We start from the raw sequence: 21,041 nt of genomic DNA, 5'->3' as shown, positions 1-21,041 counted from the left end.
CTCCGGCAGTGCGCTGGTTGAGCGTACACCACCCATTCATTGAAGAAGGTCTCGCATTACCATGCCGAACGGTACCGTCAAGTGGTTCAACGACGCCAAGGGATTTGGCTTTATCTCGCCGGAGGACGGCAGCGCCGACGTCTTCGCGCACTTCTCCGCGATCAACGCCAAGGGCTTCCGCAGCCTGCAGGAAGGCCAGCGTGTCACGTACGACGTGACCCAGGGCCCGAAGGGCGCCCAGGCTTCGAACATTGTGCCGGCTGAGTGATTCTCTCGGTTGAGCATTGAAAACCCCGCTTCGGCGGGGTTTTTTTTGCGCACGATGTGAACTTGATCACGCTCATTGGGAACATGACATGACGCAGCCGCGTACGGTGGCGATCATCGGCTACGGCACCGCCGGTCAGGCATTGTCGATTCTGCTTTCACGCGATCATCACGTGGTACACGTGTTCGAGCGTGCGAAAGCGCCCGGCCCCGTCGGGGCCGGCTTCCTGCTGCAACCCAGCGGCCTGGACGTGCTGTGGCAGATGGCGTTGTTGCCGCAGGTGCTGCGACATGGCGCGCCGGTGCAGCGGCTGTACGGGGAAACGCCCTGCGGGCGCGCGGTGATGGACATGCGCTACGCCGCGCTGGACGCGCATCTGCATGGCGTGGGCATGCAGCGCGGTGCGTTGTTCACAGTGTTGGCGCAGGCCTGGGAGCACGCGGGCAACCTGCAGGCCGATACCGCGATCGTCGAGGTGGACAGTGACAAGGGGCGGGTGCGTGATGCACGCGGACAGTGGCACGGGCCCTACGATGTGGTGATCGCCGCCGATGGCGCCGCCTCCACGCTGCGCGCGCAGGTGGCGGGTGCGCGGCATGATCGCGAGTACCCGTGGGGGGCACTGTGGTGCCTGCTGCCGCGCGGTGACTGGCCGCATGTCGACGAACTGCGCCAGCGCTACCTGATGGCGCGCAGGATGATCGGCCTGCTGCCCGTGGGAACGCGGCCCGGCGATGACACGCCACGGCTGAGCTTCTTCTGGAGTCTGCCGCGTGATCGCTTCGCGCACTGGGAACGCGATGGCATGGCGCGCTGGCTGGACGATGTCGCTGCGCTCTGGCCGGAGGCACACGGGTTGCTGCAGGACGTAGCGCCGGAGGCGCTGGCCCGCGCGAGTTATCGCGACACGCGCATGCGGCAGTGGCATCGCGGGCGGCTGGTGCTGGCCGGCGACGCGGCGCATGCGATGAGCCCGCAGCTGGGGCAGGGGGTGAACATGGCGCTGCTGGATGCGATGGCGCTGCGCGATGCGCTGCGGGCGCACCCCGATCTGACGGCCGCATTGCAGGCGTACCAGCAGCGGCGACGCGCGCATGTGGCGATCTATCACTACTGGAGCCACTGGCTGACGCCGCTGTTCCAGTCCGAACGCGACACGCTGGCGCGTGCCCGCGACGTGTTCTTCGGGCCGATGGGGCGCGTACCCGGCGGGCGCGGGCACATGCTGCGCGTGCTCAGTGGCACGCAGCATGGCTGGATGGGGCGCCTGCCGTTGTCGCCCGGGTTCGTGACGGCAATGCGCGAATACCGTGCTGCACGGTGATGCCCGCGTCAGGCGCTGAATGCGCGCGCGTGAAGGCGGATCTGCATTGCGTTGACGGTGAAATCACCGTCGACATGAGACAACGGCAGCGCAGACGCAGCGTGCGTGTGCGCCTGGCGCGACCCGACCCGGATATGCCTTGCACCACGGATCGTTCCGTGCCGGTGCGCCTGCGCCCCAGGTCCCGTGTGGACCGCCATCCCAAGGAGATTGACATGTTGTTCTCGGCCGACACTCTCGAAAGCGAACTCAGCAAACTGCGCGGTCTGTTGCAGATGCTGCACGAGGATCAGCCGGATGTGATGGAAGACGTGTTCGAATTCCATGTCACCAGCCTCATCACCCATACCGCAGCGGAGCATCATCCGCACATCCGCCAGGCGGCCCGCGACATGCTGGTGGCGATCCAGCAGCAGCCGGTCCGCGCCGTGTCCCGCACGCCGGAGATCCTGTTGATGCCGGATACGCTGGTCCCGGCCATGTGAATCGCACCGCGTTCGGCCGCCGTCCGGCGGCTAGCGCGGCGGCAGCGCGATGGCCTCGTCCTCGACGCACGCCACCAGCCGCTCCCCATTGGCCAGCACCGGCGCGATGCCGGCGGTGAACCGCGAGAAGGCCGGCAGTATCGTGAGGTCTTCGCGCAGCCAGAATGCCGGCCAGCGCCGCTGCATGCCCGGCAGCCGTGCCAGTGGATGCAGGTGACCGCACAGTACGTGCAGGCGCGCATGCGGGCGCGGGTCGTGGCGCAGCAGGAACGGCCCTTCCTGCACGCTCTCACCCAGCAGTTCGATGCCGAGGTCCGCTTTGGGCAGCGCACGGTCGTGGTTGCCGGCCAGTGCGCCGATCTGCAGCGACGGGTGCTGCTCACGCCATCCCTGCCACTGCCGGTACCACGCGGCGCGATGCGCCACACCGTGCAGTACATCGCCCAGAATCCACAGCGTGTCCACGCGCTGCTGCTGCAGCAGGTGGGTCAGGCGTGCGAGATCATCGCCCGTGCCGCCGCTGGGCAGGCCGATGCCGGCGCGCCGGAACAGGTCGGCCTTGCCCAAGTGCAGGTCGGCGATCAACATCGCGCTGCGCGTGGGCCAGTAGAGCGCACGCGCACCCAGCAGGTGCAGCGTCTCGCCGGCGAGCGTCAGCGACAGGTCATTGCCCATGCCGTTTCTCCAGTTGCTGTGCCGCGCGCAGCACGCGGGTTTTCCAGTCTTCGTTGCTGAGCTGGCCGCGCATGCGCTCGGCCCAGAGCGGGAACGAGAATGGCCCGAGGCTGCCCAACGCCTGCACATGCAGCGCGCGCGCCTGACAGCGCTGCAGTGCGGCGGCCAGAGCGCCGAGGTCGAGCTGACTGTGCAGCACCTCGTGTTCGGCGAGCGTCAGCAGGATGTGATCCGGATCGTGCTGGCGCAGCACGTCGTACAGCAGGCCGCTGGACGCCTGCAACTGACGCAGGCTGCGCGGCGTGCGGCCCGGCAACGCAGGCACCAACATGCCGGAGACGCGCGCGATATCGCGGAACTGACGGCGTGCCAGCTCGCCAAGGTTGAGGCTGTCGCGCAGGTCCTCGAACAGGCTGTCAGGCTGCAGCAGCCGGCGTATCAGCGCCGGTTCCACCGCAACCGCATGCGCCGGCGCCAGCACGAAGCCGTAGTCGTTGGCGGCATAGGCGAAGGTGTTGGTCTGCAGGCGCGTCCAGCGCATCGCCATCAACGCGGCGATGCCTTCGTTGACCTGACGGCCCGCGAACGGATACACGAACAGGTACTGGCCCTCGCGGCGGAGCAGTGTTTCCACCAGCAGGCGTGAGGAGCCGGGCAGCACGGACAGGCGCGCCTGCAACTGCAGCAACGGCGCCAGCCAGCGCAGTTCGGCGCTCTCGCCGGGCGTCTCCAGTACCGCTTCCATCTCGCGGCCCAGTGCATCGGACAGTGGCAACCGGCCGCCCTGCCAGCGCGGCACTACGCCCTCGCCGCCACGGGCCAGCCGCACATACGCGGTCATCTGCTCGAGCCGGACCAGTTCCAGCAGGCGCCCGGCAAACTGGAAGCGGTCCCCGGGTCGCAGCCGTCCGACGAACTGCTCTTCCACCGCGCCCAGCCGGCCGCCGCGCAGGAACTGGACCGTTACGCTGCCGTCGCTGGTGATGGTGCCGATCGACAGGCGGTGACGCAGCGCCACGCGGCGGTCGTGGACGCGGTACACGCCATCATCGTCACGAACGACGCGGTGGAAGTCCGGGTACTGCGCCAGCGCACGGCCCCCCTGCACGATGAAGGCCAGCACGCCTTCCCACTGCGTCATCTCCAGGCTGGCGAACGCGTGCGTGCGTCGCACCTGCGCGAACAGCGCATCGGCGTCGAAACCGCCGCCTAGCGCGCAGCTCACGCAGTGCTGGGCCAACACGTCCAGCGACAACTGCAGCGGACGTCGTGCTTCGATCACGCCCTCGGCCAGCGCGCGTCGCGCTGCCGCATACTCCACCAGCTCCAGCGCATGCGAGGGGACGCAGATGATGTGTCCGGATTCACCGGGACGATGACGCGCCCGGCCGGCACGCTGCAGCAGGCGCGCGATGCCTTTGGGGCTGCCGACCTGCAGCACCTGGTCCACAGCGGGGAAGTCCACGCCGAGATCCAGGCTGGACGTGGCGACCACGCAGCGCAGGCGACCTTCGCGCAGTCCCTCCTCGGCATCGCGCCGCAGCGCAGGGTCCAGCGAACCGTGGTGCAGTGCCAGGGTCGCCAGCTCCTCCGGCCATACCGCCGTCAATGCCTGGTGCCACAGTTCCGCCTGCGCGCGGGTGTTGGTGAACAGCAGGCTGCTGCGTGCCGACAGCAGCCGCTCCAGCACGCGCTGCAGCTGTGACAGGCCCAGATGCCCCGCCCACGGAAAGCGTTCGCCGTGCGCCGGCAGCAGCGTTTCCAGCGTCATCGGACGGGGGCGGGCGCCTGACACCTGTGGCGCGTCGGGCTGGTCGGGCAGCAGCACCTGGCGCGCTTCGTCGAGGTTGCCGAGCGTGGCCGACAGCCCCCACACCTGCAGCGCCGGCAGCGCATCGCGCAGGCGACGCAGGTTCAACTGCAGCAGCACGCCCCGCTTGTTGCCAAGCAGCTCGTGCCACTCGTCGACCACCACGCAGCGCAGCTGCTGCAGGCGCGCCATCGTATCGGGATAGCTCAACAGCAGTGCCAGCGATTCGGGCGTGGTGACCAGTACATCCACGCGCCCCTCGCGCGCCAGACGCTTGTCGCGCGCGCTGGCATCGCCGGTACGCAGGCCCACCTGCCAGTCCAGGCCCAGTGCGGACAACGGCTCGCGCAGCGCACGCGCGGTGTCGGCGGCGAGTGCGCGCAGCGGGGTGATCCACAGGACCTGCAGGGCCGGCACCCGCCTGCCGCCGCGGCCCGCAATGCGCGGCGGCGGATCGGACAGCGCCTGCAGCAGGGGGCCGCCGAACATTGCCAAGGTTTTGCCGCTGCCGGTGGGCGTGTGCAGCAGCCCCGACGCGCCGGCCAGGTAGTGACGCCACATGGTTTTCTGGAACGGCAGCGGTGCCCAGCCGCGGCTGGCGAACCACGCCACCAGGCGTGCCATCGCCTCGCGCCGCGTCACCGTGCCAGCGCCTGCAGCTGGGCCAGCGTGTCTGCTTCGCTGGCCGGCTTGTCCTGCCGCCAGCGCAGGATGCGCGGAAAACGCACCGCGATGCCGGACTTGTGCCGGCTGCTGCGGTTGACGCCTTCGAAGCCGAGTTCGAACACCTGTTCGCCACGCACACTGCGCACCGGCCCGAAGCGTTCGAGCGTGTTGGCGCGGATCCAGCGGTCCAGCGCCAGGATTTCCGTGTCGTCCAGGCCCGAGTACGCCTTGGCTACCGGTACCAGCCTGTCACCGTCCCACACGCCGAAGGTGTAATCGGTGTACAGCGTGCTGCGTCGGCCGTGGCCGGACTGCGCGTAGATCATCACCGCATCGACGGTGAGCGGGTCGACCTTCCATTTCCACCAGTCGCCGCGACGCCGTCCGCTCTGGTAGGGCGAGCTGCCGCGCTTGAGCATCAGTCCCTCGACGCCGCGCTCGCGGGCACCTGCCCGCAGGGCGGCGGCGGCGTGCCAGTCGTCGGGATGCAGCTGCGGGGAGAGCTGCAGCCGCGGATCGCCCAGGCTGTCGAGTACGGTCGCCAGCGCGGCGCGCCGCTGCGTCAGCGGCTGCAGCCGCAGGTCCTGCCCGTGCAGCTCCAGCAGGTCGTAGGCGAGCACGCGCACAGGTGTATCGCGCAGGGTCCTGGGGCCGGGCGCGCGGCGCTGGATGCGGGTTTGCAGCGCGGTGAACGGCAACGGCTGCGGATCGTCATCGCGCCAGGCAAGCAGTTCGCCATCGATCACGCAGCCGTCCGCCAACGCCATCGCGGCCGCCTCGATCTCCGGGAAGCGGCCATCCAGACGTTCCTCGCCGCGCGACCACAGCGCCACTTCGCCCTGGCGCCGCAGCAGCTGCAGGCGGATGCCATCCCATTTCCATTCCACGTTCCAGCCGCCGATGTCGCCCAGGCGGTCGGCGTCGCTTTCCAGCGGAGATGCGAGGAAAAACGGGTAAGGCTGCTGGCGGTCCTCCGGGCGTTCCTCCGGCGTCAGCAGGTCGGCCAGCAGGCCGGGCGAGGGTACCCACGCGCCGAGCATGCGCTGGGCGATGCGGGCAATGTCGATGCCGGATAGTTCCGCCAGCGCCTGCTGCACCAGCCGCTGCGACACGCCCACGCGCAGCGCGCCGGTCAGCAGCTTGTTGAATACCAGCCGCTCGTCGAACGCCAGGTCCCGCCACGCCTCCACCACTGTGGCGCGGCGGACCGGCTCGGCCTGGTTGGCGACCGGCAGCAGACGCTGCTCGATCCAGTCGGCGAGCGCCATGTCGGACGCGCGGTCGGCCGGATCGTCCAGCAGCAGGGTCAGCGTTTCGGCGAGGTCGCCGACCTGGTCGTAGCTGTCGTCAACCAGCCATGCGGGGGTGTCGGAGACGTCGGCGATCCACGCGCGCAGTTCGGCGCTGCCGGCGATCTTCTGCCGTGCGCTGGTGACCTTGCCACCGGACAGCAGGAACAGCGCCCATGCCGCGTCATGCGCTGGCGCGTCGCGGAAATAATCGACCAGCGCAGCGCGTTTGTCGCCGGTGGCGGTGCTGCGGTCCAGCGTGCGGTACAGCGCGGCGAAGCGTTTCATTCCTCGTCCCCGTAGCCGGTGGCGAAAGCTTCGGCGGCTACGCCCCGCTCGCGCAGAAAGCGGATCAGCGCATCGGTATTGCCGTGCGTGGCGATCACCCGACGCGCCCCGGTCTGCGCGATCGTACGCAGCAGGTCCGGCCAGTCGGCGTGATCGGACACCACAAAGCCGCGGTCGTAGTTGCGGCGCCGGCGGTTGCCGCGCAGGCGCATCCAGCCCGACGCAAAGCCCAGTTGCGCGCTCTTGAAACGCCGCATCCAGGCGCTGCCGGCGGCCGAGGGCGGCGCCAGCACCAGCTTGCCGGCAAGGTCGCTGCCGCGCGCCTGCTCACCGACGGTTTCGGTGGCGAGCATGGCGATGCCGGCCTCGCGGTACACAGCCACGCCGGCGGCGATCGCGCCGTGCAGCAGCGCCGGCTGCGTGTCCAGCGGCAGCAGCTCGGCCAGCACCCGCTGCGCTTTGCCCAGCGCGTAGCAGAGCAGCACGGCGGCTTCGCCGCGCGCTTCGCATTCCCTGCGCCAGGCCACGATGTCGGCGGCCACCTGCGGCGTGGGCGGCCAGCGGTACACCGGCAGTCCAAAGGTCGCCTCGGTGATGAACGTATCGCAGGGCACCACGTCGAACGGCGCGCAGGTGGGATCGGGTTGCCGCTTGTAGTCACCGGAGGCCACCCAGACCTGGGTGCCGTCGTCGATGCGCACCTGCGCCGACCCCAGCACGTGTCCGGCCGGATGCAGCGACACGTCCACATCGCCCAGGCGGAAGCGCGCGCCGTACGCATGCGCGTCCAGCGGCACTTCGCCGAGCCGCCAGCGCAGGATCGGCACGCTGTCGGTGCTGCAGTGGTAGTGGCCCATGCCGCTGCGGGCATGGTCGCCGTGCCCGTGCGTGATCACCGCGCGCGGGACCGGGCGCCACGGGTCGATGTGGAAGTCACCGGCCGGGCAGTACAGGCCTTCCGGGCGCAGCACCACCAGGTCCGGTTTTGCAGAGGAGGACGTCATGCCTGCACTGTGCCGCCGCGTTCGTGCAGGAGGTGAGAATCCGGCTGAACGGACGCCTGCGCGTGGATGCGGCAGAATCGGGCGGTCCCCTGCCACGAGGCCCGCCACGATGCCCGAGCTGTCCGCCTTCGAGACCCATGCGGTGACCAACCAGCCGCCACCGTTCGGGGGCCGGCATCTGTGGGCCGACGATCTGGCTTTGGCCGAAGCGGTGCAGCGCGAGGGTGGCGCGGCGTTCGTGCCACGCCTGGCGGTATACGGCGGGCTGGCTGGCGACGCGCTGTACCGGCTGGGATTCGATGCCAATCGGGACCGTCCGCGTCTGCGTACCCACGATGCACAGGGCCATCGTATCGACACCGTCGAGTTCCATCCGGCCTACCACGCGCTGATGGAGGCGGCCAAATCGCACGGCGTGGCAGGCCTGTCCTGGCACGAGCCGGTGCCGGGTGCGCACGTCGCGCGCGCGGCGCTGAGCTATCTGCACCATCAGGCCGAAGCCGGCACCAGTTGCCCGCTGACCATGACCCATGCGGCGGTTGCTGTGCTGCGCCAGGACCCGCTGCTGGCCGAGTGGGCCGACAAGGCCGCGGCACCGCACTACGACCCGCGCGACGTGCCCATTGCCGACAAGGCCGGCATCACCCTCGGCATGGGCATGACCGAAAAGCAGGGCGGATCGGATGTGCGCGGCAATACCACCCGCGCCGAACCGCAGGCCGACGGCAGCTATGCCCTGGTCGGGCATAAATGGTTCTTTTCCGCGCCGATGTCCGATGGCTTCCTGGTGCTGGCACAGGCGCCGGGCGGGCTGACCTGTTTCCTGATGCCGCGGCGCCTGGCCGACGGCAACCGCAACGCGTTCCATCTGATGCGCCTGAAGGACAAGCTCGGAGACTGGGCCAACGCGTCCAGCGAGATCGAGCTGTGCGGTGCCTGGGCGCGGCGGGTGGGCGAGGAGGGGCGCGGGGTGGCCACCATCATCGGCATGGTGATGATGACGCGGCTGGACTGCATGCTCGGCGCCGCGGCGGAAATGCGCATGGCGCTGGCGCAGGCGCTGCACCACACGCGTCATCGCAGCAGTTTTGGCCGCCGTCTGTGCGACCACCCGCTGATGGCCAATGTGCTGGCCGACCTGGCGATCGAATCGGAGGCGGCCACCGTGTTCGCCCTGCGTGTTGCGCGCGCGGTCGACCTGGCGCCGCAGGATGCACAGGAGGCCGCCTTCGCCCGCATCGCCACAGCGGTGGGCAAGTACTGGGTGTGCAAGCGCGCGGCGGTGTTCGTCAACGAAGCGCAGGAATGCCTGGGCGGTGCGGGGTACGTCGAGGAATCGATCCTGCCGCGGCTGTACCGGCAGGCACCGTTGAATTCGATCTGGGAAGGCAGTGGCAACATCCAGTGCCTGGACGTGCTGCGCGCGCTGTCGCGCGAGGCGCAGGTGCTGCCGGTGCTGGAACAGGAACTGGGCAGAGTGGCCGGACGCGACACCATCTACGATGCGGCATGGCAGACGCTGCGTGCGCAGTTGGCGGCCGGCCCGGGTGAGGCGCAGGCGCGTCGCATCACCGAGCGGCTGGCGCTGCTGCTGCAGGCGGCGGTATTGCTGCGCGCCGACAGCCCGCTGGCGGCCGCCTTCATCCGCTCCCGGCTCGGTGCCGAGCACGGCATGGCATTCGGAACGCTGCCGCCGGATCTGGATTACGCTGCGGTCCTGGCCCGCGCGCTGCCCTGAGCCACCGTTCCAATGCAGCACGCCCCTCCGGAGAGGGGCGTGCGGATGACGACATCCTGCCGTGATGCGGCGGTGTGGCTCAGTGCTTGGCCTCGTCTGCGTTCTGCTTTGCCTCATTGGCGACGTCGCGCGCCTTGTCGGCTACCTTCTGCGCGGCATCGGCGGTGGAATCGCTGGCATGCGCGGCAGCATCCCGGGCAGCGCTCTTGGCCTCGCCAGCGGCTTCGGAGGTCGCAGCGGCGGCCCGATCCAGTGCCTGCTGCGTATCGGCGGCGGCGCGGTCGGACGCGGCCGCGGCATCATCGGCCGCGCTGCGGGTGGCGGCGGCGGCCTTGTCGACGGCCTCGCGCGCGGCGGCGTTGGCGCTGTCGGCGGCCTGGGCCGCATCCTGGCGTGCCTGTTCGGCTTCCGGGCCCTTGCAGGCGGCCAGGGCCAGCAGCAGGGAGGCAGCCAGCAGGGAAGTGGTGATAGGACGGATGTTCATGGCGGTCTCCAGGACGGGAATCGTCGGGGAGGCCAGCCTATTCACGCCGGTGTGAAGGGCGGGTTGTGGCGGCCAAAGAAAAAGCCGCTGGCGAACCAGCGGCTTCTTCAGACTTGCTTGAAGAAAGAAGTGATTACTTCTTGGCTTCTTCAGCAGCGTCCTTGGCCTGCTCGGCGGTGCCTTCGGCAGCCTTGGCAGCGTCAGCAGCCTGGGCGGCAGCAGCGTCGGTGGCAGCGCCAGCAGCGGCAGCAGCGGCATCGGCCGAAGCGTCAGCAGCGGTGGTGGCGGTGTCGGCAGCAGCCTGGGCAGCGTCGGCAGCCGGGGCGCCAGCAGCAGCGGCCTGGTCGGCAGCGACCTGGGCGTCAGCGGCGGCTTCGTTGGCCGAAGCAGCAGCGTCAGCAGCCTGTTCCTGCTTGGAGCAGGCGGTCAGAGCCAGGCCCAGGGCCATCGCGATCAGCAGCTTGTTGATGCTCATTAGTGTGAATCCTCGTCGTTAGATTAGGCAACGCGCTATTGCGCGCCCGGCAACATGATGACAAGCCACGATTGGCTGTCAAGCGATCGCGCATTCATTTTTGAGAAATGCGCGTTAAACCAAATCAAATCAATTCGATAGCGATGGCGGTTGCTTCGCCGCCGCCAATGCAGAGAGTCGCAATGCCGCGCTGGGCCCCACGCTTGCGCAAGGCGTTCACCAGGGTCACCACCAGCCGCGCGCCCGAAGCACCGATCGGATGGCCCAGCGCGCACGCGCCACCATTCACGTTGACCTTGTCGTGCGGAATACCCAGTTCGAGCATGGGCGCCATTGCCACGACGGCAAACGCTTCGTTGATCTCGAACAGGTCGACCTGGTCCAGCGTCCAGCCGGTCTTCTCCAGCAGTGTGCGCAGCGCGCCGATCGGCGCGGTGGTGAACCATTCCGGTTCCTGGGAGTGGGTGGCGTGGCCGACGATGCGGGCCAGTGGCTGCACGCCGCGTGCGCGGGCGTCGTCCTCGGACAGCAGCACCACGGCGGCGGCGCCGTCGGAAATGCTGGACGAACTGGCGGCCGTCACCGTGCCATCCTTCTTGAAGGCCGGGCGCAGGGTCGGAATCTTGGCGATGTCCGAACGGCTGGGCTGTTCGTCCTGGGCCACGCTGACCTCGCCCTTGCGGGTGGTCACAGTGACCGCGACGATCTCATCGTCGAACGCGCCATTGGCCTGCGCGGCCTGCGCGCGGCGCACCGACTCGATCGCATAGGCGTCCTGGGCTTCGCGGCTGACCTGGTATTTGTCCACCGCACACTCGGCGAACTCGCCCATCGCCTTGCCGTCGTAGGCGTTGACCAGACCGTCGTGGGCCATGTGGTCCACCGCCTGGAAGTTGCCGAAGCGGTTGCCGGTACGGGAATTGGGCAGCATGTGCGGGGCGTTGGACATCGACTCCATGCCGCCGGCGACCACGATGCTGGCCGACCCGGCCTTGATCAGGTCATGGCCCAGCATGATGGCCTTCATACCCGAGCCGCATACCTTGTTCAGGGTGGTGGCGCCGGTGGACAGCGGCAGCCCGGCGGCGATGGCGGCCTGGCGGGCCGGCGCCTGGCCGAGGTTGGCCGGCAGCACGCAGCCCATGATCACTTCGGAGACATCCGCCGCCGGGACACCGGACTGTTCCAGGGCCGCGGCGATCGCGGTGGCGCCCAGGGTGGGCGTGGGAACGCCGTTGAACTGGCCGAGGAAGGAACCGATGGCAGTGCGCTTGGCGGCGGCGATGACGATGTTGGACATGGCAATCTCGTTGGTGCGTGAGCGATATTCGGAATGGGACGGCGGGCATTGGATGCCGGCGCGAATCCCGTCAGACTGCGTGGGGGTCGGCCCAGTATAGAGGGTCGGCATTGACCGCCGGTGTCTGCCCGGATGGCAGGATGCCGGTCATTGCGTATCGAACGTGGGGAGCGGGGATGAAACAGATCGTGGCAGTGAGGACAGGGCTGGCGGGCGCATTGGCCGTGGCGCTGAGTGCCTGTGGCGGGGGTGGGGGGGGCGGCAACGTGCGGGTGGATCCGCCGCCGGTCACGCCCCCGGTGACCCCGCCGGTCACACCGCCGGTGACGCCGCCGACCAATCCGCCGGTGCAGCCGGCGATCGATGCGCACCTGACCATCGTCAATGGCCGCAACGTGCAGGGCCTGACCGGCAAGGGCGTGCGCATCGGCGTGGTCGATTCTGGCGTCAACCGCGCCCATCCCGCCCTGTCGGGGCGGGTGGTGTCCAGCCGCGCCTACATCGACCCGCGCGTCAACAATCTCAACGTGGACGATGTGGTCGGCCACGGCACGACGGTGGCTTCGCTGGCGGCGGGCCGCGCCGTCGGCGCCTGGCCGGGCGGCATCGCGCCGGAAGCGCTGGTGATCTCGGCGCGGATCATCGCCGACCGGCGCCCCACCGATGACGGCAGCGGCAGCGGCAATGAAGTCAGCGGTGCGCTCGGTTTCGCGCCCATGCACCAGGATCTGATCGCCGACGGCGTGAAGATCATGAACAACTCCTGGGGCGGGCTGTACTGGACCAACCCGGCCGCGACCGCGCCGATCGCCAACGAGTACCGTCCCTTCGTGATGGCGAACAACGGGCTGGTGGTGTTCGCCAGCGGCAACGAGAGCCGCCCCAACCCCTCCAGCATGGCTGCCCTGCCAAGCCAGGCCGGTCCGAACGGCACGCGCCCGGCCGCTGACTTGGAGCGCGGCTGGCTGACCGTGACCGCGGTGGATTCGGCCGATCCGTCCAAACTGGCGTCCTATGCCAACGCGTGCGGCGTGGCGGCAGCCTACTGCCTGGCCGCGCCCGGTACCGTGGTGTATGTGGACCCGCAGAACACCGGTGGCACGCCGAGCTACCTGTGGGGCTCGGGCACGTCCTATGCCGCACCGCTGGTGTCCGGCGCCGCCGCGCTGGTGTGGGAGAAGTATCCGTACTTCACCAACGACCTGGTCCGCCAGACCCTGCTTGGCACCGCCACCGATCTTGGCGCGCCCGGCGTGGACAGCACTTTCGGCTATGGCCTGCTCAACGTCGCCAAGGCGGTCAACGGGCCGGCGCGCTTCGACTGGGGCAACACCGTGGTCGATGTCAACGTGTTGGGCCTGAACTCGGTCTGGAGCAACACCATCAGCGGCAGCGGCGGGCTGGTCAAACAGGGCAACGGTTCGCTGGGCCTGTCCGGCACCAGCACCTACACCGGCGACACGCGCATCGAACGCGGCACGCTGGCGCTGCGCGACGGCGGGTCGATCACCTCCAACGTGACCATCGTGGCGCAGCCCGATGGCGCCGAGCGCGCGGTGCTGCAGTTCATGGGCAGCAGCGCGCGGGTCAAGGGCAACGTGGACAGCGGCGGCAGCGTGCTGCTGAACGAGGCGCGCACCGTTGCCACCATCGACGGCAACTACGTGCAGCGTGCCGGCGGGCAGTACATGACGCTGCTGGGCGCCGCACCGCTGAACGTGACGGGCACGGTCGAGCTCCAGGGAGGCGTGCTGTACCTGATGGGGGCGGTGAGCGGTTACGTCCCGCAGGACGGACGCCGCCAGGAGCTGATCAAGGCGGGCCAGTCGCTGACCGGCGCGTTTGACAGCCTTCGCAAGGACACCAGCATCACCCTGCTGGAAAGCCGTTTCGGCTACGACGCGCGCACCGCATGGCTGGACATCGACCGGGTCAACGTCAGCGCGGCCGCCGCGTCGGCGGGCGTGGGCGCTGCGGCGCAGGGCGCGGCGGCCCGCGTGGAAACCGCATTCGAAGTGCTCGATGGCGGCGGGCCGGCCGCAGGCGGCTTTGCGGCGGCGGCAGGCCAACTGCAGCAGGTGCAGGGCGCCGACGGGCTGTCGGCGAGCCTGGAGAGCCTGTCCGGCAAAGCGCACGGCCTGGCGGCGGCGATGACCTTCGACACCATCGACATGCAGCGACGCGCGCTGTCCTCGCGTTTCGATGCGGTGACGGCCGCACCACGCCTGCGCGGCGCCTGGCACAGCACGCTGGGCGAGGCGGGGCAGGGCAGTTTCGCTGCCAGCGGTGTCCAGACCCAGGGCTGGATGATGGGCCAGGACACGGCATTGGGCAGTCACGGCATGCTGGGCTTCGCCTTCGGCGAAACCCGCAGCGCCAGTACCCGCGACTGGGGCAATGACAGGGGGCGTGACCGCCAGTCGCAGGCGCAGCTGTATGCCGGCTGGCAGCACGGGCGGGCCTACGCGCTGGGCCAGGTGGGCGCCGGCCAGTTCACCCGCGATATCGACCGCCAGCTGCTGCTGGGCGCCGGCCAGTACGGGGTCAACGCGCGCTACGGCGGCAGTTTCAGCACGGCCAGCATGGAATCGGGCTACCGGTTCGGCAGCACCGCCCTGTCGCTCACGCCGTACCTCGGTGCCGAGTACGCACGGGTGGACAGCGACCGCTTCAGCGAGAACGGCGGCGCCGGTTTCGGGTTGCGCACGCAGGGCGGCATTGCCAGCCGCAGCCAGGCGCTGGCTGGCGTGCGTGCGCAGGCGTGGTGGGGCGACTGGTCGCTGCGCGGCTACGCCGAATGGCAGCAGCACCTGGCCAGCCACGGGCTCGACCTGCAGGCCAGCTTCGTTGGCGTGGATGCGTGGGCGCCGCTGGCCGGCCTGCAGCCGGCCCGGTCCGGGGGGCTGTTCGGGGTCTCGGTGGAGTCGTGGCTCAGCCGGAACACGCGCGTGTCGTTCGGCTACGACCAGCGCGTTGGTCCGCGCGGCGACCTGCACCAGGTGGCCCTGCGCTACGTCTCCGCGTTCTGACCCCGCAGGGCAGCAATGAAGAAGGGCGCGATCGTCGATCGCGCCCTTCTGCGTTTCCGGTAGGGCCGTGCCGTCAGTTGCGGCGCAGGGTGCCCAGTCGCGGCGTGCTGCGGCCGAGAGGCATTTTCAGCTTGCCGATCGACTGGATGCGCGATTCGGCGATCTGGTCCGCGGCGCGCTGTGGGGCGATACCCTCGCGCTCGGACAGCGCGAAAATGCGGCCGAGGTTGTGGTAGATGCTGCGGATCAGGCGCATGGCGCGCTCGCGGTTGTAGCCGTCGATCTCCAGCGACACGTTCATCACGCCGCCGGCGTTGACCGCATAATCGGGCGCATACAGGATGCCGCGCGCATGCAGCTCATCGCCGATCTCCAGGCTGGCGAGCTGGTTGTTGGCGGTGCCACAGACGATCTTCGTGCGCAGGCGGGGCAGCGTCTGAGGATTGATCGCGCCTTCCAGCGCACAGGGCGCGAAGACGTCGGCGTTGACGTCGTAGATGTCGTCGGGCTTGACCGCCTCGGCGCCGTATTCGGTGACCGCGCGCTCCACCCGGCTGCTGTCCAGATCGGTCACGAACAGCTTGGCCCCACGGTCGCGCAGCAGTTTGACCAGTTCCATGCCGATATGGCCCAGGCCCTGCACGGCGATGCTGGCCTTGCCGACTTCCTCATGGCCCAGCTTGTGCTGCATGGCGGCCATCAGGGCCTGCAGCGCGCCGTAGGCGGTGAACGGGGCCGGATCGCCGGAGCCACCGTGGACCTGGTGCACGCCGGTGACGTACTCGCTCTCCAGGTAGATGTTCTCCATGTCGTTGACATCGGTGCCCACGTCCTCGGCGGTGATGTAGCGTCCGCCCAGCGAATCGACGTAGCGGCCGAACGCGCGGAACAGCACTTCGCTCTTGTCCACCTTCGGGTCGCCGATGATCACCGCCTTGCCGCCGCCCACGTTCAACCCGGCCAGCGCGTTCTTGTAGGTCATCGTGCGGCTCAGCCGCAGCGCATCGGCGAGCGCCTCGTCGGTGCTGGCATACGGCCGCATGCGCACCCCGCCCAGGGCCGGGCCCAGGGTGGTGTTGTGGATGGCGATGATCGCCCTCAGACCCGCGTCGCGGTTGTGGCAGAACACCACTTGTTCGTGATCGGTGGTTTCGAGGGTTTCAAATAACATGGTGGCTCCGATGGTGCGAACGGTGGCGAACAGCGGCGAACGGACCAGCAAATGTTGGGTTGTAAAACAAAAAAAGCGACGTCGTCGGTTCGAGTGGACGGGTCGCGCGGCGCCATTCTAGTGCATTCCGCCGGAGGGCGGTGTCAGCCGCCGCCGGGGCCGGGCCGTTAAAGTTGGTGAAGGCGCGGCCGATGCCGTGGCTACGGTGTGCAGTATCGGCAATGTCAGGATGGATGACGTGGGCGCAGTGGCGACAAGGCAGGTGCGGGACCGCGTTTCCGGGAGACCTCGATGCTGACGTCGGCGCCGATGCTGGGTGCGTGGGGCGTGGGCGGCGTGGCCGCCGTGCTGGCGCTGGTGGCCTGGCGCAGGCGCCAGGGATCGCTGCAGCGGGGGCCGGCCGAGACACGGCCGCCCCGGGCCGACCTGCGCGTGGCGGCTCCGCTGGCGGCGCCCGCCGGGGACCCGGCGGCGGTGCTGCAGGCCGGGCTGTATGCCCTGGCACTGGTGCCACGCGGAGGCGATCCGGCAGGTGACACCGCGCCCGCGCCGGCATTGCGTGCGGCAGTGGATGCGGCGCTGTCGGCGCGCGACTGGTCGGCCCGCCACCTGCCGCGGCGGCCACAGCTCCTGCCGCAGCTGATCCAGACCGTCAACGACCACGAGGCCTCGGCGCGGGCGATGGCGGCGATCATCGGCCAGGACCCGGTGCTCACCGGCAACCTGCTGCGTATCGCCAACAGCCCGGTGTACCGGTTGCAGGCCCGGCCGGTGGACAGCCTGCAGCGGGCGGTGACCCTGGTGGGCACCGAGGGTATCCGCCAGATCATCAGCGCGGTGCTGGTCCAGCCGGTGATGCACCTGCAGTGCGCCGCGTTCCCGCAGTTCGATGCGGTGATCTGGGAACACGCGCTGCTGGCGTCGCGCGCGGCCGCCGACCACGCGCGTACGGTCAGCCATGAAGATGCCTTCGCGGCGCAGTGGCTGGGGCTCACCCAGGGGCTGGGCGCGGCGCTGGTGATGCGCCACCTGCTCGATGCCTGCGCCGGGCACGGTGTCGCGGTACCGCCACGGGCGCTCGCCGCCGCTCTGCTGGATGACTGGACCCTGCCGGTTGCCAGCCGTATCGCTGCAGCGTGGGAATTGCCGCCGCCGGTGCATGCCGCGCTGGAGCGGGCCGGCGCCGGCGCGCCGGACGGACTGCTCACCAGCCTGGGTTTTGCCCGCGCCGCGGCGGCGGCCAGCCTGCTGTGCCGGCACGGACGCATGGGCCAGGCGCAGGCGCTGGCGTTGCTGGAGCACCTGCAGAGCACGCCGGCCCACGCGCTGCAGTGGATCTGGCGGCGTGTCCACGGGCGCGCCGTGGAAACCCTGGACGCCGACGAGGTGCATGCCGGGGATGGCGATGCCGGCGCGGACGCAGGCGTGGCCTCGCGCTGAGCGCGGCTACAACTGCGACTCCAGCGGCAGCCAGCTGATGGCACGCGCACTGACGCGCAGCCACAGGCCGGTATCCGGTTCGCGGTAGAGCCAGTGTGGCGGCTGTGCGGCGCGGTCCAGCCAGCGCACCTGGCCGTGCGCGTCCAGCGCCACCCAGTAGCTCTGCGTGGGACTGGCCAGCCGCAGGTACTCGGCGCGCAGTTGCGCCGCCAGCACCGGGTCATCGAACAGCACGCCCATTTCGGTGTTGAGGTAGGCCGAGCGCGGGTCGAGGTTGAACGAGCCGACGAACCCGCGCCGGTCGTCGATCATGAAGGCCTTGGTGTGCAGGCTGGCACCGCTGCTGCCGAACAGTCCGCCGCTGTCGGCATGGCCGCGCGATTTCAGCTCGTACAGGTGCACACCGCTGCGCAGCAACGGGGCGCGATAGTGCATGTAGCCGCTGTGCACGGCGGCAACGTCGTTGGCCGCCAGCGAGTTGGTCACCACCCCGACAGTCGCGCCGCGTGCCACCAGCGCACCCAGCCCCTGCGTGCCTTCTTCACCGGGCACGAAGTACGGGGAGATCAGCAGGGCCTTGCGGCGGGTACCCGCCAGTTCGGCCGAGAGCCGCGCGACCAGCCAGTCGCCCCGGTCGTCGCGGCGGTGTTTCATCGGCGGATCGGAGACGATCGCCACCTGGCGGGTCCAGTGCAGATCGACGGCATCACGGTAGTACGACTGCGCCTGCTGCGAACGCGCCACGCGTGCCAGGTAGGGCTTGGCGCCGTCCAGCCGCGCTTCGTGCTCGGACTGGCGCACCAGCAGGCGCAGCTGGGCCGGAGTGTAGAACGCCAGGGCCGCGATGGGGAGGGCGGTTTCGCTGTTCCAGTAGTCGTCGAAAATCATGTTGGCCTGCTGCACGGCCTTGCCGGCGACGAGCAGGTCCAGGTCGCGGAAATTGACGTCGGTGCGCGCGCTGAAATACTCCTCGCCGATATTGCGCCCACCAACGATGGCCACGCGGCCGTCGGCGATCCAGGACTTGTTGTGCATGCGGTGGTTGACGCTGAACACGCGTTGCACCATTTCCACCAGCCGCCACAGGCCATTGCGGTTGCGGAACGGGTTGTACAGGCGGATCTCGATGTTGGGGTGCTGGTCGAGCGCCATCATCAGCGCGTCCTTGTCCTGCGCGTTCATGTCGTCGAGCAGGATGCGCACGCGCACGCCGCGCTCGGCGGCCTGGTAGAGCTCGCGTGCCATCAGGTGGCCGATGAGGTCGTTCTGCCAGATGTAGTACTGCAGGTCCAGGCTGCGTCCGGCGTGCTGGGTGATCACCGCGCGCGCGGCGTAGGCATCCAGCCCATCGGCGAGGAAGGCCACGCCGGATTCGCCGGGGTGCTCGGCCTGCAGGCGTGACAGTTCGCGGTCGATCGCGGTCTGGCTGGGCTGGACTGGCAGCACCCGCGACGGGGGGCCAAGCGCCTTGGGCGTGAGGTGGTCGGCCAGCAGCAGGCCACTGAGCACCAGCATGACCAGGATCGCCACGAAGATGCCCAGCCAGCGCAGGAGCCGGCGCCAGAAGGGTGGTTTGTCGGTCATGCCCCGATCCTAAGCGGCCCGGCCGTGCAGCGCGAGTGCAGGCCGACCGGGGCCGGTCGATCAGAAGCGCTCGTCGGGGGCGAGGTAGCGCCACTGGCCGGGAACGAGCTTGCCCATCGCCACGCGTCCGATGCGCAGGCGGCGGACACTCACGACCTCCAGGCCGACCTGGCGGCACATGTCGCGCAGCTGGCCGGGATGTACCGGCTTGATGGCGAAGCGCAGGCGGGTTTCGTTCTGCCAGCTGACCTTGCACGGTGGCAGTGGCCAGTTGCGGAAGCTCAGGCCGTGCGCCAGGCGCTTCATGCCGTAGGGCACCAGCTCGCCGGTGACTTCCACCAGGTACTCCTGCTCCAGCGTGGCGCCGCGGTCTTTGAGGTGCGAGACGACCCGCCCGTCCTGGCTGACCACGACCAGGCCGCTGTCCTCGTCCGCCAGCGGCATGACCAGCTGCAGGGCGTGGAAATGGCGCTGCAGCAGAGTGACGCCGGTGGCGTCGAGTTCGCTGCGCGTGTCCGGGGTGACCAGGGCGCACAGTGCGTCGGCCGGCATGCCGGCGGGCTTGTGCAGCAGCATGCTCACCGTTTCGGCGCGGGTCGCTTCGGCGTTGTCACGCAGGACGATGACCTCGTCGGTGACCATCGCCTGGGGCTGTTCAACAACGCTGCCGTTCACGGTCACCCAGCCCCCCTCGATGTAGCGCTGGGCGTCGCCGCGTGAGCAGCCGATCAGCTGGGTCAGGCGTTTGTCGAGTCGGATCGGGTCGGTCATCGGGCAGGCAACGAAAAGCGGGAAGCGGGCGGGGAGTGTACTGGGTGGGGGCGGCCGGGCGTCAGCCGGCGGTACCGTCCAGGTGGGTGAGGTACAGCCGCAGGTCGAATTCCAGCTGGTGGTAATCCGCTTCCATGTGCGTGCAGAGCTGGTAGAAGGCCTTGTTGTGGTCCGATTCCTTCAGGTGCGCCAGTTCATGTACCACGATCATCTTCAGGAACGGGGCCGGGGCATCGCGGAACACCGTGGCGATGCGGATTTCGCGGCTGGCCTTGAGCCGGCTGCCCTGGACGCGCGAGACGGTGGTGTGGGTGCCCAGGGCGTGTTTGAGCACCTGCAGCCGGCTGTCGTAGATCACCTTGGACAGCGGGGCGGACTGGCGCAGGTAGCGGTCTTTCAGGTCCTGGGTGTAGTCGTACAGCTGGCGGTCGTTGCGCACGGTATGCAGGTCGGCGTAACGGCGCTGCAGCCACGGCCCCAGGCGGTCGCCCGCGATCAGCTCCCGCACCTGCTGCTGCAGGGCGTCGGGGTAGCCGGCAAGGTACTTCAGGGCGGTCACGGGGAGCGGTTGGGGTGGGGCGGGCAGACCAGTATGATGGCCCCCGGAATCCCGCAAAAACAGATGCAAGGCGTATGGCGAAGGCGAATCCCCTGCAGGAGCAGCTGCTCAAGGCCGGGCTGGTCAAGAAGTCCCAGGTCTCACAGGCCGCGCGTGAACAGGTCAAGGCCCGTCACGGCAAGGCCCCGGTTGCGCCCAGCGAAAGCCAGCGCGAGGCCGAACGGGCGCGCGCGGAAAAGGCTGAACGCGATCGCGCGCTGGAGGCCGAGCGCAAGGAAAAGGCGCGCGCCCAGGAACTGCAGGCGCAGGTGCGGCAGATCATCGAGACCAACAAGGTCAAGCGCGACGGGGAGATCGAATACCGCTTCAACGACGGTACCGTGATCCGCACTCTGCTGGTGAATGCCCTGCTGCGCAGGCAGCTGGCGTCGGGCGCGCTGGTCATCGCCCGCTTCGGCGAGGGCGTTGAGCTGCTGCCGCGCGCGGCGGCCGACAAGGTGCGCGAGCGCGATCCCGGCGCCATCGTGCTCGACAACGCCCAGCCGGGCAGCAGCGAGCCCAGCACCGGCAACGCCGACGACGACGCGTATTACGCGCAGTTCCAGGTCCCGGACGACCTGGTCTGGTAAGCGCGCCGGCAGTCCGGCAGCGTCGACCGCGGGTGGGGCCGCCCCCGTGCGT

The 21,041-nt window shown here is 69.4% G+C and carries 18 protein-coding genes; 7 read left to right on the top strand and 11 right to left on the bottom strand.

Going from position 1 to position 21,041, the window contains the following annotated elements:
- The first annotated feature begins 61 nt into the window (after positions 1-61).
- From ACPEH1_RS04660 to ACPEH1_RS04650, 3 genes are all read left to right on the top strand, one after another.
- A complete protein-coding gene (locus ACPEH1_RS04660) occupies positions 62-268 on the top strand; it encodes a cold-shock protein (RefSeq protein ID WP_017357288.1) in 207 nt (68 codons plus the stop codon).
- 88 nt (positions 269-356) lie between these two features.
- On the top strand, positions 357-1,592 hold the full coding sequence (locus ACPEH1_RS04655; protein WP_136003129.1) for an FAD-dependent oxidoreductase: 1,236 nt from the start codon (positions 357-359) through the stop codon (positions 1,590-1,592).
- Between the two features lie 29 nt (positions 1,593-1,621).
- Complete coding sequence (locus ACPEH1_RS04650) at positions 1,622-2,077, top strand: hypothetical protein (protein WP_312708688.1); 456 nt, start codon at positions 1,622-1,624, stop codon at positions 2,075-2,077.
- A gap of 30 nt (positions 2,078-2,107) precedes the next feature.
- Here ACPEH1_RS04650 and pdeM read toward each other — a convergent pair whose 3' ends face one another.
- From pdeM to ACPEH1_RS04630, 4 genes are read right to left on the bottom strand one after another with little or no spacing between them, the layout of a single operon-like run.
- Complete coding sequence (pdeM, locus tag ACPEH1_RS04645; RefSeq protein WP_153165218.1) at positions 2,108-2,752, bottom strand: ligase-associated DNA damage response endonuclease PdeM; 645 nt, start codon at positions 2,750-2,752, stop codon at positions 2,108-2,110.
- Positions 2,742-5,186: a ligase-associated DNA damage response DEXH box helicase gene (locus ACPEH1_RS04640; protein ID WP_153165241.1), complete on the bottom strand. Its 2,445-nt coding sequence runs from the start codon at positions 5,184-5,186 to the stop codon at positions 2,742-2,744. Before ACPEH1_RS04640 ends, pdeM begins: the two co-directional genes overlap by 11 nt.
- A gap of 14 nt (positions 5,187-5,200) precedes the next feature.
- Entirely contained in the window at positions 5,201-6,805 is a 1,605-nt protein-coding gene (locus tag ACPEH1_RS04635) for an ATP-dependent DNA ligase (protein WP_423715338.1), read from the bottom strand.
- Positions 6,802-7,809: a ligase-associated DNA damage response exonuclease gene (locus tag ACPEH1_RS04630; protein WP_017357467.1), complete on the bottom strand. Its 1,008-nt coding sequence runs from the start codon at positions 7,807-7,809 to the stop codon at positions 6,802-6,804. The genes ACPEH1_RS04635 and ACPEH1_RS04630 overlap by 4 nt, the downstream gene beginning before the upstream one ends.
- Positions 7,810-7,918: 109 nt before the next feature.
- On the opposite strand from ACPEH1_RS04630, the gene ACPEH1_RS04625 reads away from it, so the two are divergent.
- Complete coding sequence (locus ACPEH1_RS04625; RefSeq protein ID WP_017357466.1) at positions 7,919-9,547, top strand: acyl-CoA dehydrogenase family protein; 1,629 nt, start codon at positions 7,919-7,921, stop codon at positions 9,545-9,547.
- 79 nt (positions 9,548-9,626) lie between these two features.
- Here ACPEH1_RS04625 and ACPEH1_RS04620 read toward each other — a convergent pair whose 3' ends face one another.
- The 3 genes from ACPEH1_RS04620 to ACPEH1_RS04610 form a co-directional block, all read right to left on the bottom strand.
- Positions 9,627-10,031: a hypothetical protein gene (locus ACPEH1_RS04620; protein ID WP_136003133.1), complete on the bottom strand. Its 405-nt coding sequence runs from the start codon at positions 10,029-10,031 to the stop codon at positions 9,627-9,629.
- A gap of 133 nt (positions 10,032-10,164) precedes the next feature.
- Positions 10,165-10,506, bottom strand: coding sequence for a hypothetical protein (locus ACPEH1_RS04615; protein ID WP_136003134.1), 342 nt, complete (start codon positions 10,504-10,506; stop codon positions 10,165-10,167).
- Positions 10,507-10,630: 124 nt separating this feature from the next.
- Entirely contained in the window at positions 10,631-11,806 is a 1,176-nt protein-coding gene (locus ACPEH1_RS04610; RefSeq protein ID WP_017356163.1) for a thiolase family protein, read from the bottom strand.
- 176 nt (positions 11,807-11,982) lie between these two features.
- Between ACPEH1_RS04610 and ACPEH1_RS04605 the strand changes: the two genes are divergently transcribed.
- Complete coding sequence (locus tag ACPEH1_RS04605; RefSeq protein WP_423715337.1) at positions 11,983-14,835, top strand: S8 family serine peptidase; 2,853 nt, start codon at positions 11,983-11,985, stop codon at positions 14,833-14,835.
- A 73-nt stretch (positions 14,836-14,908) separates the two neighbouring features.
- Here ACPEH1_RS04605 and ACPEH1_RS04600 read toward each other — a convergent pair whose 3' ends face one another.
- Positions 14,909-16,006 carry a Glu/Leu/Phe/Val dehydrogenase dimerization domain-containing protein gene (locus ACPEH1_RS04600; RefSeq protein WP_136003136.1) on the bottom strand — a complete coding sequence of 366 codons (1,098 nt, stop codon included), beginning with the start codon at positions 16,004-16,006 and terminating at the stop codon, positions 14,909-14,911.
- 309 nt (positions 16,007-16,315) lie between these two features.
- Here ACPEH1_RS04600 and ACPEH1_RS04595 point away from each other — a divergent pair, with 309 nt between their 5' ends.
- Positions 16,316-17,446 carry an HDOD domain-containing protein gene (locus ACPEH1_RS04595; RefSeq protein ID WP_136003195.1) on the top strand — a complete coding sequence of 377 codons (1,131 nt, stop codon included), beginning with the start codon at positions 16,316-16,318 and terminating at the stop codon, positions 17,444-17,446.
- 6 nt (positions 17,447-17,452) lie between these two features.
- Here ACPEH1_RS04595 and ACPEH1_RS04590 read toward each other — a convergent pair whose 3' ends face one another.
- The 3 genes from ACPEH1_RS04590 to ACPEH1_RS04580 form a co-directional block, all read right to left on the bottom strand.
- Positions 17,453-19,030, bottom strand: coding sequence for a phospholipase D-like domain-containing protein (locus ACPEH1_RS04590; RefSeq protein ID WP_423715335.1), 1,578 nt, complete (start codon positions 19,028-19,030; stop codon positions 17,453-17,455).
- Positions 19,031-19,090: 60 nt separating this feature from the next.
- The gene (locus ACPEH1_RS04585; protein ID WP_017356540.1) at positions 19,091-19,801 is read right to left on the bottom strand and encodes an rRNA pseudouridine synthase; all 711 of its coding nucleotides are present in this window, start codon (positions 19,799-19,801) and stop codon (positions 19,091-19,093) included.
- Positions 19,802-19,862: 61 nt separating this feature from the next.
- On the bottom strand, positions 19,863-20,360 hold the full coding sequence (locus tag ACPEH1_RS04580; RefSeq protein WP_017356541.1) for a YgjP-like metallopeptidase domain-containing protein: 498 nt from the start codon (positions 20,358-20,360) through the stop codon (positions 19,863-19,865).
- A gap of 74 nt (positions 20,361-20,434) precedes the next feature.
- Between ACPEH1_RS04580 and ACPEH1_RS04575 the strand changes: the two genes are divergently transcribed.
- A complete protein-coding gene (locus tag ACPEH1_RS04575) occupies positions 20,435-20,989 on the top strand; it encodes a DUF2058 domain-containing protein (protein WP_017356542.1) in 555 nt (184 codons plus the stop codon).
- Positions 20,990-21,041 lie beyond the last annotated feature (52 nt).

This window comes from Stenotrophomonas sp. NPDC077421 (assembly GCF_049545505.1).
Taxonomy (GTDB): Bacteria; Pseudomonadota; Gammaproteobacteria; order Xanthomonadales; family Xanthomonadaceae; genus Stenotrophomonas; species Stenotrophomonas nematodicola.
This window is presented reverse-complemented; position numbering and strand designations above follow the sequence as displayed.